This is a genomic window from Saprospiraceae bacterium (genome assembly GCA_016710235.1).
GTDB lineage: Bacteria > Bacteroidota > Bacteroidia > Chitinophagales > Saprospiraceae > Vicinibacter.
Map to the genome: position 1 here is coordinate 1,723,185 of JADJLG010000001.1, position 13,168 is coordinate 1,736,352.

At 36.2% G+C, this 13,168-nt stretch carries 8 protein-coding genes; 2 read left to right on the forward strand and 6 right to left on the reverse strand.

The window, feature by feature from the left end; translation table 11 throughout:
• Window positions 1-110: 110 nt before the first annotated feature.
• The 6 genes from IPI99_07115 to IPI99_07140 all read right to left on the reverse strand — a co-directional run bounded on the left by IPI99_07115 (window position 111) and on the right by IPI99_07140 (window position 8,530).
• The gene (locus IPI99_07115) at window positions 111-845 is read right to left on the reverse strand and encodes a DUF3667 domain-containing protein (protein ID MBK7340278.1); all 735 of its coding nucleotides are present in this window, start codon (window positions 843-845) and stop codon (window positions 111-113) included.
• A 507-nt stretch (window positions 846-1,352) separates the two neighbouring features.
• Window positions 1,353-1,562: a CYTH domain-containing protein gene (locus IPI99_07120; protein MBK7340279.1), complete on the reverse strand. Its 210-nt coding sequence runs from the start codon at window positions 1,560-1,562 to the stop codon at window positions 1,353-1,355.
• An 870-nt stretch (window positions 1,563-2,432) separates the two neighbouring features.
• A complete protein-coding gene (locus tag IPI99_07125) occupies window positions 2,433-3,491 on the reverse strand; it encodes a T9SS type A sorting domain-containing protein (protein MBK7340280.1) in 1,059 nt (352 codons plus the stop codon).
• Between the two features lie 750 nt (window positions 3,492-4,241).
• Window positions 4,242-5,846, reverse strand: a complete 1,605-nt coding sequence (locus IPI99_07130) for a T9SS type A sorting domain-containing protein (GenBank protein ID MBK7340281.1) — start codon at window positions 5,844-5,846, stop codon at window positions 4,242-4,244.
• 289 nt (window positions 5,847-6,135) lie between these two features.
• Window positions 6,136-7,584 (reverse strand): T9SS type A sorting domain-containing protein, encoded by a 1,449-nt coding sequence (locus IPI99_07135; GenBank protein MBK7340282.1) that lies wholly within the window; start codon window positions 7,582-7,584, stop codon window positions 6,136-6,138.
• Between the two features lie 58 nt (window positions 7,585-7,642).
• On the reverse strand, window positions 7,643-8,530 hold the full coding sequence (locus tag IPI99_07140) for a hypothetical protein (GenBank protein MBK7340283.1): 888 nt from the start codon (window positions 8,528-8,530) through the stop codon (window positions 7,643-7,645).
• Between the two features lie 1,452 nt (window positions 8,531-9,982).
• Between IPI99_07140 and cphA the strand changes: the two genes are divergently transcribed.
• Window positions 9,983-12,634, forward strand: a complete 2,652-nt coding sequence (gene cphA, locus IPI99_07145; GenBank protein ID MBK7340284.1) for a cyanophycin synthetase — start codon at window positions 9,983-9,985, stop codon at window positions 12,632-12,634.
• Between the two features lie 41 nt (window positions 12,635-12,675).
• Window positions 12,676-13,110, forward strand: a complete 435-nt coding sequence (locus IPI99_07150; GenBank protein ID MBK7340285.1) for a hypothetical protein — start codon at window positions 12,676-12,678, stop codon at window positions 13,108-13,110.
• Window positions 13,111-13,168 lie beyond the last annotated feature (58 nt).

The following is a 13,168-nucleotide window of genomic DNA, read 5'->3' on the forward strand; positions in this document are numbered from 1 at the left end:
TTTTGTTAATCATTTTTAAGAACTCTTTATTTTGAGGACTTTTGTTTAAATTTGTTTTGGAAATTCTGACTTTATGCTATCAATAGGTATGTGTTCCTATATTTTATTTCTCACATGTTTATTTTAATATAATCCAAAATTATTCCGCTTAATAAAAGGAGTCCAAAAAATGAAATGACACTAATTAAATAAACAAAAAATGTTTTTATATAGGCCGTCCATTTATTTTCAGAAAGAAATTTCCCTAATCCCCAACTGAAATAAATGAAACCAAAATATTCAGAAAATTTAAAAAACAATCTGTTATTTGTAAAATAAGTAAAAGACAAACCTAAAATTCCAATTAACATAAAAAACCCCGTTAAATAGGTGAATAGTACAAAATATTCAAAAAAATTATACTCTTTTTTTCGATAAAGAATTGTTGTAAATGTTGCTAAAAAAATAATTTCAAATAAGTTGGAGTAATTTTGGTGTTCAGTTGCCCAATTCAAAAGACTTAAATAGGTTTCACTTACTACTTTATCTTTATTTTGTAATTCTAATAATTCATCAAAGTGAAACAAATGCTTTATAAAAACGTAAAGAATAGATGTGGCAACCAAATAACCAATAGGTTTAAAATGCTTCGTTCGGTCACCTTCAATAAATCGTCTAATAGAATTTCCAGGATTTGTTAGAAGTTCTTTTGTAGTATAAAAGAATCCATTTTCCAAATGAAAAACTCCATGTTGAATTTCGTGTAATAAGTAATGTTTGTCTATTCTTTTTGAGGTTGAGCAAGTCCCACAGTAAGGACAAAATTTTGTGTCAAAGTTGTTTGAACAATTTTTACAAATTTTCATTTTAAGTTATTATGAATTAAAATTCTTACTAATCTCAGGGGGTGAAAATACCACTTATTTTGTTTTCAAATACAAAATATAAACTGTATAATTCGATAAAATAAATTTTTGAAGGCATGACGGTATTATTTTTTGCAACATTGAATAGGTTGATGAAAAAAGCAGCCCTAAAGTCTTAAGCTAAGCAAAATATGAGCAGGACTTATATCCTTGTTGCAAATCAGGCAGGATGATTCGGATATTGAACCTCAGCGTGAATCCTGCACCAGGGATGTTACAAATGTTTTTGCAAAATCCAGAAGTTTGAATTATTGGTTTGTGATTGAGATAATATACAATTATAAATTCTATAAAGCATCAAACACAAAGCTATCATATGTGCACTATATTCAACTCAGGTTTAAATCGAGGCTAAACTTCGATTAATCTTTATATGTTAGTGGCTCTAATTATAATTTAGTTCCAGTGTCAAATCGCTATACGATTTATCATAGATATTGTTTAGCGTTAATTTAAAAAAGTCAAAATATTTGTCACAGTTCGTTCCAATTCTTCTAATCTAAACTCTTCTTTGCTGTCAATTGCCTCAACTTCAATGAATGTCCCTAGATTTTCAACAACGTCAAAATGAAATTTAACATTGTCAATGAAATATATTTTCCGCCTTTTGTCCACCACTATTTTAACTCCAAGTTGTCTGATCAAAATATTTTTCAATGCAATATTTGGTTCGTGCTGATATAAAATTATTTGAGACTTTTATGAGCCTGAAACATTTTTTCTGTCATAATTTATCAAAGAGTTTTCAATATTTCCTTCTCTTAGTTTTAATCTTCCTTTTTGAACGTTAAAATATGTGTCAATTTGATGGTCAAGTCCTTGAAATTATGGATGAAGCATGAGCAATTTATTTTCGTATTTTTCTATCTCATCAATTTTAGCCTTGAATTCAAAATTATTAATATTCATTTGAATCTTATTATGGATATTTTTTACTGTTTACGGAGATTTGGCAAAATAGCCACTACCGTTAAAATGTGAAAATACTATTTTATTGTTTCCAAATATATTAAAATCTTGTAATAATTTGTGGACACGTTTGATAGGACCAATAAAGGGCAACATTTTTATAGATCCTCACATAGTTTGCCGAATAAATAAACGCTTCCACAGATTTAAAACGAGGCAATTTTATGAAAAGTGAGTTTCTTAATTGAAACTATTCCTGGAATCAGCTTATTGGATGCTTAACCAAACTTGAACGTCCATAGGTGGTAAGCTTTGCTCCGAAAAAGAAGGTAAGCATTACTCTGGATTATGCTGAAATAACCAGAGAGAGATCCCCCGCCCCTCATCACCCAAAAAACACTTCAAAACTACTTATAAAAACCCTTCAATTCTTGGCTTCAATAATGTCGCTGAACACTACATAGCGGAAAGCTCATTTTGCTTTTCTGGATTCATTAAGTAAGAAATCTAAGCTTAGCTCTTTGATTGGCTTTTCTCTATACTGCACAATGTATTTGCTGCTAGCCTATAGCAAAAATTAGTCTATAGTATTTTTATGTTGTAACCTAGGCTCAATACTTATTTCGCCATAATTAATTTTTCTATCTGCACGTTGGACTTATTTTTAATTTGTAAAATATATTCCCCCGGCTTTATTTTTTCTGGTATTTCTATAAAATACTGCCCGCCTTCCATTGGTAAGAATTCAGTTTTATAGATTTCTTTACCTTGGAGGTTTAGCAGAGATAGATTATATTTTTCGTTGGATGATATACGAGATAATAGATAAATTTTTCCTGAACTTGACGGATTGGGATAGACCACGAATGCTTTATCTTTTTTGTCGATGATATCTTTTGTATTGATGGTGGTATTACATCCCGGTACTAAACACCCATCACTGTCGAGATGCAGCAGCCATGCTTTCACTGCATAGTTCTGATCCCGATCTCCTGCTATGCCTCCCATGATGATCGTATTATAGTCGGATACTTTTACTTGAGACATTCTTGTCCCTGCGGTGCGTTCTTGGCTCCATCCGAGTGGGATATATTTTCTGGTCCACAGACTATCTCCATTTTCTGAGACTTTATATAGGACAGCATAATTTTCTCTACCACCAACTCTCTGATCATATTGATCTCCTGCGGTGATATATCCTGATCCATCTTTCATCTTATCTGCATAGTAGATCCATGAATTCATTAACTTCACATCTACTGGTTTTTCATACATAGATCGCTTCCAGATGAGGCTATCGAACTCCGGGCTAAATTTGAGAGTTGTGGGCTTACCATAGTTGGGATCTGGTTCTTTGGTGATGACCCAGTCATAGGCTGACATTACCCATGTATTATCTTCATTTCTAAGTATAGTATAGTTATCTGCTGTGACGAATCCATAATTAAAATTTCCTATATAATCTTTTCTCTTGATAATTTTAAATGTAGAATCCATTTTCATATAAAATAGATTCATTTCTGATGTTATTTCTCCATTTTTTATTTTACTTACTTCACCAACAAATTCATATTCATTTTTTTGATTTTTTGAAACCCAATAAAAAGTCAATTTTTGATTGAATCTTCCTATGCTATCTATTTTAAAATTATTTAAACTGGTATCTATTTCGTACATATAATACCTCCTTTATATGGGTGAATATCTAGGGTTGGACCTATTGTTTAGGATAATTTCGTTTCTAAAATCAAATTCTAATTCACTCTCTTTTTAAGTTATCAATAATGAAAAATGCATTTTTTTACAAGTAATGTATAAAATAATGTTTCTAAAGTGCAGGCTTTGTACTTCTGTTGAGTCTTGGCGTTTTCTAAAGTATATATTGTGAGTCAATTTGCGTTTATGTTACATTTTCATAGTCACCTAAAGGCGGGCAATTTATTTTGTGCATTATATTAATTCTAGATTCCAAAAATAAGCCATTAATAAAGCTTCTTTTGGGAGGATATTTCCCAAGATCAATAAAGCACCTACCCTCATGGGATAATTGAGCATCTACATATGGAATACCATTCTGGGAAGGAATCTGGAAAGATAGTTTCACCGTTCCAAGTTTGCAAGCCAGATCGAGTCAAGGACTTGTGGATAAATAAATATCCCAGCAATTCGTCGCATTTGAATGTTGAAAGGAAGCATATCAACGTATGTATATAAAATTCTCAGGGTTAAGTCCCAGGTTACAGCATAAAGAAAACATCTTATCGTCAATTGCTCAACAGATCTGGTATAATACTAAAAAACGAGTGATCCTGGGCTTTTGGGTTGCAAAAATATCAATGGTTTAACAAATATAAAAAATATGACTTCATAAACTGCTGGATATTAAAAATAGTTAGGGTACACTTTTTGAACCTCTATGTTATTCATTTACTTAATAATTAATTTTTCTATCTGCACGTTGCACTTATTTTTAATTTGTAAAATATATTCCCCCGGATTTATTTTTTCTGGTATTTCTATAAAATACTGAGCTCCTTCCATTGGTAAGAATTCATTTTTATAGATTTCTATACCTTGAAGGTTTAGCAAAGATAGATTATATTTTTCGTTGGATGATATACGAGATAATAGATATATTTTTCCTGAACTTGAGGGATTGGGATAGGCCACGAATGCTTTTTCTTTTTTGTCGATGATATCTTTTGTATTGATGGTGGTATTACATCCCGGGACCAGGCATCCATCACTATCTAAGTGCAAGAGCCATGCTCTTACTGCATAGTTCTGATCCCGATCTCCTGCTATGCCTCCCATGATGATCGTATTATAGTCGGATACTTTTACTTGGGACATTCCCGTTCCTGCGGTGCGTTCTTGGCTCCATCCAAGTGGGATATACTTTCTCGTCCACAGACTATCTCCATTTTCTGAGACTTTGTAGAGTACTGCATAATTTTCTCTACCACCAACTCTCTGATCATATTGATCTCCAGCGGTGATATATCCTGATCCATCTTTCATCTTATCTGCATAATATATCCATGAATTCATTAACTTAACATCTACTGGTTTTTCATACATAGATCGCTTCCAGATGAGGCTATCGAACTCCGGGCTAAACTTGAGCGTTGTGGGCTTACCATAGTTGGGATCAGGCTCTTTGGTGATGACCCAGTCATAGGCTGACATTACCCATGTATTATCTTCATTCCTAAGAATAGTAAAATTATCAGCTGTGACGAATCCATAGTTGAAATTTCCTAAATAATCTTTTCTCTTGATAATTTTAAATGTAGAATCCATCTTCATATAAAATAAATTCATTTCTGAAGTGATTTGACTATTAACAATTTTTCTTGCAGATCCAACAAGTTCATATTCATTTTTTTGATTTTTTGAAACCCATCTAAAAGTCAATTTTTGATTGAATTTTCCTATACTATCTATTTTAAAATTATTTAAACTGGTATCTATTTCATACATATAATATCGACCATCATTTACTGAATTATTAATATAGATTTCAAAAACTAAATTGATTTTACCTTTATTAAAATGAGCTTTGCAGTAATGGAAAAAATCAAAATCTCCAATGTAGGGTTGAGGAATCCTTTTATGTTTAAGAATAATTTCATTTCTAAAATCAATAATTACTGCCTCTAATTCACTCCATCTTTTGTTTAAGTTATCAATAAGAATTGTTGTAAAATATATGGAATCATTTATTTTTACAAGAGGATTATTGGCATACAGTCTGTTTAAGCCTAAACTGCTATCGTTTAATAATTTTGTTTCTATTAAAGTGCCACTATAATTAAACCTAGCAATTTGATTATCCCATACTTTATTCCTTCCATTTGAATCTTGAGAAGTAAGTAATGATCCGAGTGTATAAATATAGTTTGAGTCATAAGTTACAGCATTGAGATAACATTTATCGTCAATTGCTCCAAGATCTGGTATAATACTAAAATAAGAGTGGCTTTGGGCTTGTAAATGACTAACAAATATAATAAAAAATATATATTTCATAAACTGAAAATTGAAAGATAGAGGGCTGTGGACTTCCTCACTATAGTGGACAAATTGAATACGTATTAGGCTGCTAATATATGAACTTTTTCACAAAAAGCCTCTAATGGAGATTATCCAATTAATAAAAGTTGAATCCATTATGCTTAAACAAAATCTACCCATGTAAAAATGCAATTCCCTAATGCCGAAAGCGATGATAAAAAGCATTTTCCAACTAAATACTCTCGACTGAAAGACTAACAACTATTCTTGGCAACTATCTGCGGGGATGGATTGTTATTAAAAGTTACATTTTTATAAATTGCTTAGTTTTTTTTAATCTCCCATTAATGACTTCAAAATAATAGAGTCCCTGCTTAAGGCTAGAAATATCGATTTTATTACTTTGAATGTCTAAATGCAAAATTCTCTCCCCTAATACATTGTAAATATTTATTTCACAATTTTTTGTCAATTTTTCTTTAAACACTATTCTTAATTCATTAATGGCTGGATTTGGCAATAATTGAAAATACTCATCTTCTGTTTTTATCTCAATATTACTTGTAATAACTTTTCCGTTTTCGTCGATGATCAGATAGAAGCCTTGATAAAATCCGTTCTTGTAAAAATCGAAGATACTGCCTACGACCATTACTTTACCATCCCCGATGTCCTCTATATCAAACACGCGATAATAATAATCTCCGCCATACTCCCAATGACTGACTTGCTTATCATTGACGAATTTCGAGATATAGAATTTATTGGTATAAGGAGCTTTGAATGTGAGGTATTCATCATACACATTAGAGAGAACATAGTAAATATCATTTCTTGGAGTGCTAATGTTGACCAAATCCTTTGGAAGTTTCTCGGGATTAACAAGCTGATTTGAAAGTAGAGGACTGATGCTGTCATTTACCCAAAGATATCTTCGCGCATAGGATTCAGGGAAGTTGTCCTTTAGCACGAAATCATCACCTGCTACGAAAGTGGTATCACTTTCTTTGCGGATTCTTGGATCCAAGAAAAAAACCTGATCCAACATACCTCGATTGAATGCCGGATTAAATTTCTTTACCAGATTGAAATTCGAATCAATGACAAAGATCAGCGGTACTTGTCCTGTAATCAAAAATCTATTTTCGCTTTGAGCTATCAGACCGATTCCAAACTTAAGTGTAAACATTTTTCTTTTTTCCGGATCAGGATCGAGATACTTGTCTGCTTGACCCATTATTTTAAATTTACCATATGAATCCACCTTGATCAAATTCATCTTGTTGGAAAAAGTGCTTCCCGGATTTCTTATGTTTAAGATAAAATAATCATTATTGTTTGCACTAGCTTTGTAACTAATTGACTCGTAAGTTGATATCTCATTAATGTGTATGGAGTCTTTAAAAATCATCTCCTCCGTCGTCAGATTATACATGTAATTAGCTAGAATAATTTTATCAGCTAACACTGACTTCCAAGTGATAATAAAAACATTGCTATATACTAATTTTACATTTATAGGATAGAAAAAATTTAATTGCAATATTGGATTTTGGATAATTTTTGGAATTAATAAGTTTTTTTTATTGATTATCTCTAGATTTTTACTTAATAGGAAGATTTGATTTTCAAATTGATTGATTCTTAACTTTAAATTATCCTGTTCTTCTTCAAATACTATTGCATTTCCATTTTGACTATATAATGGATATAGAGTAAGAATTAGGATGATTAAATTGGAAATTGATTTCATTATATTTAATTTTAAGATAAAATGAGCCAGTAATGAACTGGCTCATTGTGTGAAGAATTTAATTTTCATTTCCGCTATATACCGGAATTCCTACTTTAACATAAAAGTACCAATACCAATTTGCTGGGGCAGTTTGAGTAGGTGGAAAGTAATTATACGTGCAGCTATAGTTCCCAATCACTTGGTATGGAGCTGGGAGATGTGCTTGTAGATTATTTAAGAAGACTTGTAAATAGTTATTCATATCGCTTGCCTGTAAGCACAAAGGTCCACTCGTAGATAAGCATGAAGTTGTATAATGCCAAAAGTCGGTGGACTCAATCTCAATATAATCCCAGATCTGAAATTCGTCAATAATTATATTGTCGCAGCTGCCAACTAAGCCAAAGGATCTAATATCAGTCCAATACTCTAAATTTGATGGCTGGATCAATCCATTGAAATAGGCTCGAGCTACTCTGCCACAGCCCCCACCCAATGGATCTTGAGTATTGTCACACCAAGTACCAGGTACAATTCCAATTGCGTTTAATCCTCCATCAGGATGTAGGTTATTGGGAAAATTTGGAAGAATAATTCCCCCGTTTCCTTCACTGATCAGTTCTACCTTACAATTCTTAATATCTATGTCAATCACTCTGCAATGATTTCCTTCACTTAAGTATGACGCAACCAATGATTCAATTCTTTGCTTTTCTGACTCAGAGATAAATCCATTTACATGAGTAAAGCCAATTGACTGCACAGTAGGAACATCCACAAGCCCAGGATTCGATATGTATGTTGAATTTAGAAAAGTTTCAAATTCACGATAATTTGAAGAACTCAATTGCGTTTGAGTTGGATGTAAGTCCTGTGAAATTGATGCGTTACTTATTTCTTTATTGCAAGAAGCAAAGCAAAATAAAAACAGTAAAATACTAAAAAATACAGATGCATTTTTCATGTTAAAAATATTTAAATTGTTCGACATAATACTACCATAAAGCTGTCAATCTTGTAGGAAGTCTTACCTGACTCGTTCCAAACTGATTTGAGGGCCAGCTGACAGAATTATTGATATCCCGCTATCAAATTTAAAATTTAAGAAACACTTCTCCGAAGCCTGACTACAGTATTTTGAATAGCAAGTTTTAGTTTTTCTTCTTTTTTATATTGTCATCCAAGGTCATAGTCGCTTTTTCTAGTCTTTTATTTTTGATAGCATTTTTATCATTGCCAAAATGGCAGATATTTATAATTATGAATATCTTGTAGGTAATCGTGGTTACTTTTCTTATTTAAGGTAATTTAGGCCTTAGTGCCAAAGTTAAATAACTTATTTCGTATTTGATAACAAATGAGAGATTTTTTTTCTTTGGGTCGGTATGGTCTATCGGTCAGTTAACGCGCTATCCGTTCGTATCCTGTGCTCATGGGCATATTTAAGTAGTCTTCATAGTGTGATGGCCCAAGGCTTCCTGTATCCCTCACAGATCTTCTCCCGTTTGGTGCAAGTGTGTTGTCTGGCTGTGTATGTCCTAGTGTATAGTGGCATGAGTAAGTGCCGTAGCCCTCTTGCTTTGGTATGCTGTATAATACCAAGCAGACATATATATATACTCATCCAGGGAAGTTCAATCGTGGAAATGTATTCGGCATTCCATTTTTCAGAATGGGGCCAATGAAATCTCTGTGAATTTTATAGAGCTAGTCGGGATCCTAAGATATTGGTGAAATATATCTAAATACTTATGTAGGCAAAACTACATCTTAAGTTTTCATAAACCGTCTTAGATTTTCCAGACTGTTTGCAGCTTCCAAAGTACTCTAATGTAATTGTGTTCTGTGATTGCGGGACAATAGTTTTTTATCAGCAAATAAATGAATGGTATTCTAAACCGGGAGGGTATGGTAGCTATCTGTGATTGATCATTATGTCAATGAATTATGCAAGAGGCAATATTTCAAGCGCTCATTTTAATTCGGCGGCAACTATTGCATTTGCCAGAAAATTTGAATTAAAACAGTTTGTAGCTAAAATTACAAGCTGTGAGCCCTTCAAAGTTGTTGGCCCCAGCAAGTTTGTCTGTTTAATTTGAACATTTGTGTCTGTATATAGTATCTCAGGAATTGGGATTTGCAGTATCTGTATGCCTATACAAATAAATGCAATAGTAGTATGATCTACAATATTTGGCTGGGACCTCCTTTGTCCCTTTGGCATTGCATGAGGAGGCTGAAGGGTCTGGTCCCACCGCGATTGTGCTCGTGGTGGGACGGAACAAAGTGAACCCCGAAAGCCTCCGACTCCACAGTTTGCTGGGGAGTCATGCCAAAAAAAATTTTATACAAGGTCTTGGCGGTTTGTGATGAATTCGGTCTATCTTTTCAGCAAAATCTATAAAATTCCCGCAGAATGCGTATCCGCGAAATTAATGTAATGAGAGGGCCAAACTATTGGTCCGTGAGAAGGCACAAACTTATAGTGATGGTGCTTGACCTGGAAGAAATGGAGCACAAACCAACCAATCTAATCCCGGGATTTTTGGAACGTCTCCAGCACTTACTTCCCGGCACCTACAGCCACAGATGCAGTGTTGGCAAGCCGGGTGGGTTTTTCCAAAGAATACAGGAGGGAACCTGGATGGGACACGTCATCGAGCATATCGCGCTGGAGATCCAATCCATAGCAGGGATGGAGGTCGGATTCGGTAGGACGAGGAGTTATGGTGAAGAAGGTGTGTACCACGTCGTTTTTGATTATCTGGAGGAGAAAGTAGGTGTCTATGCTGGTAAGGCTGCCGTGCGTATCGCACAAGCACTGATCGATGCAAAGGAATATGACCTTACAGAAGATATTCAGGAGATGAGAGAGCTGAGAGAAAAAGAGCGGTTGGGTCCAAGTACGGCATCCATCATCGACGAGGCCATCTCGAGGGGAATCCCATGGATAAGACTCAATAAATACTCCCTCTGTCAGTTGGGCTACGGTATGAATCAAAGGAGGGTGCAAGCCACGGTCACTAGCCAAACAAGTAATATCGGAGTGGAGCTGGCAGGAGACAAAGAAGATACAAAATTCATCCTCAGTCAAGCTGAAATACCCGTGCCAAAAGGTGAAATCATACGTTCTGAATCGGGTCTGAAAGACGCAGTTGACTATTTAAAGTATCCACTGGTCATCAAGCCCATCGACGGCAATCATGGCCGGGGAGTGACGACCGACATCAGGACCTGGGACCAGGCGGTGGTAGCCTTCGAATCGGCAAAGAAAATATCTTCATCAGTGGTGGTAGAACAATTTATCACAGGCGAAGACTTCAGAATCCTGGTAATCAATTACAAGCTGGTCGCTGCTGCCAAGCGTCTTCCGGCAAGGGTCATAGGCGACGGCATATCCACTGTCCAACAGCTAATCGACAAGACAAATGCTGATCCCAGACGAGGATATGGGCACGAGAAAGTGCTGACTTATATAACCATAGACGATATCACGCGCAAGTTGCTGACCATTAAAGGATATTCTCTGGATACTGTGATTTCAAAAGACGAAATACTGGTACTCAAAGACACTGCCAACCTCTCTACAGGCGGTACCTCTGTTGATGTCACAGACATCATGCATCCGTCTGTGATGTTTATGGCTGAAAGGATTTCAAGACTGATAGGACTGGATATCTGCGGTATAGACTACATGTGTGAGGATATCACCAAGCCACAATCCGAAATCGGTGGGGCAGTGATTGAGGTCAATGCCGGTCCGGGTTTCAGGATGCACCTTGCTCCTGCTGAAGGCTTACCAAGAAATGTGGCCGCTCCGGTGATCGATATGTTGTACCCACCGGGCAAACCATCCCGCATACCCATCATTGCAGTAACGGGTACAAATGGCAAAACAACCACGACCAGATTGCTGGCTCATATGGCCAAGCTCAAAGGATTCACTGTAGGATATACGACGACAGACGGCATTTATATCCAGAACCACCTGATGATGCAGGGTGACTGCTCAGGTCCGGGAAGTGCAGAATTTGTACTGAAAGATCCCACTGTCAATTTTGCGGTGTTTGAGACAGCACGTGGCGGAATTCTCAGGGCAGGACTTGGTTACAAAAATTCCAATATCGCCATCGTGACTAATGTGGCTCCTGACCATCTTGGTCTCAAAGGCATCCACACCTTAGAACAGTTGGCCAAAGTGAAAGGTGTAGTCGTGGAATCCGTGCTGCCAGATGGACATGCCATCCTGAACGCTGACGATGACCTGGTCTATGCGATGAGATCGAATTTGGAATGCAAGCTGGCCTACTTTTCGATGGATGAGAATAATCCGCGCATCCAATCTCATATGAAGGCAGGTGGTCTGAGCGCTATCTATGAGAATGGATTTATCACGATTTGCCGTGGTGAATGGAAATTGCGCATCACCAAGGCTGTGAATGTTCCCCTTACCTTCGGTGGCAAGGCGAGTTTTATGATACAGAATGTGCTGCCGACAGTACTCGCAGGATATATTCAGGGATTTGAACTGGATGATATTCGCTCAGCTCTCGAGACCTTCATTCCTTCGCCGGCACAGACGCCCGGTAGACTCAACCTCTTCAACTTCAAGAATTTTGACGTCTTGCTGGACTACGCTCACAACCCCGCAGGATTGACAGCCTTGAAGAAGCTCATAGACAAAATGCCCGGAACGCCTAAAGTGGGCATCATTGCAGGTATAGGTGACAGACGCCAGGAGGATAACGAAGGTATAGGTCGGGTGGCGGCGGAGATGTTCGATGAGATCATCATCAGACAAGACAAGCATTTACGGGGTAGGACTGATCAGGAAATCATCGAAATGATCAGCAATGGTATAAAAAAATTCAATCTCAATAAACCTACCACGATCATTCCAAGTGAAAAAGAAGCGATCCGCTATGCGATCGAAAACGCCAAAACGGGTAGTTTGATCGTGATCTGTAGCGATGTCGTACCTGATGCACTTTCTTTGGTCCAAAAGTATAAGGAGGAAGAGGCAGGAAAATTATATGGATTTACAAAAGATGATATTCCTAATCAATAAAGTTTGCAATGAATTCTGAAGCTTTTCTAAAAAACCATTATATGTCCGCAGTGCGTAGTATAGCGGCAGATCAAAAACCAATGTGGGGATTAATGGATACCCAGAATATGGTGGAACATATGGCAGACGCATTTCGCAATGCGAATGGCAAGATAGTGTACACCGGCATACTGACCCAGGAGGAAAGAATTCCAAAGATGCAGGAGTTTATCATGAGCGACAAAGAGTTTAAGGAGAATACAAAGAACTTATTGCTGCCTGACCAGCCATTGCCTCACAGGCACGGTAATCTGGATGATGCCTTGGCAGAATTAAACACAGAAGTGAATGATTTTCTTCAATTATTTGACCGACAACCCGAGCTCATCATTCGAAATCCTTTCTTTGGAGACCTGGATTTCGAGCATTGGAAAGCTTTGTTGGTCAAACACGCTCTGCACCATCTCAGACAGTTTGGTGTAAAGCCTGATTTATAGGTTCAGATTGACGTTTGATTTCGGCGGAGAGGTATGGTATTTCTGAGCATGGCAAAGT

What these genes read in the sequence shown, in the direction of transcription:
- IPI99_07115 (MBK7340278.1), bottom strand. Translation starts at nt 845, where the DNA reads ATGAAAATTTGTAAAAATTGTTCAAACAACTTTGACACAAAATTTTGT.
- IPI99_07125 (MBK7340280.1), bottom strand. Translation starts at nt 3,491, where the DNA reads ATGTACGAAATAGATACCAGTTTAAATAATTTTAAAATAGATAGCATA.
- IPI99_07130 (MBK7340281.1), bottom strand. Translation starts at nt 5,846, where the DNA reads ATGAAATATATATTTTTTATTATATTTGTTAGTCATTTACAAGCCCAA.
- IPI99_07135 (MBK7340282.1), bottom strand. Translation starts at nt 7,584, where the DNA reads ATGAAATCAATTTCCAATTTAATCATCCTAATTCTTACTCTATATCCA.
- IPI99_07140 (MBK7340283.1), bottom strand. Translation starts at nt 8,530, where the DNA reads ATGAAAAATGCATCTGTATTTTTTAGTATTTTACTGTTTTTATTTTGC.
- cphA (MBK7340284.1), top strand. Translation starts at nt 9,983, where the DNA reads ATGCGTATCCGCGAAATTAATGTAATGAGAGGGCCAAACTATTGGTCC.
- IPI99_07150 (MBK7340285.1), top strand. Translation starts at nt 12,676, where the DNA reads ATGTCCGCAGTGCGTAGTATAGCGGCAGATCAAAAACCAATGTGGGGA.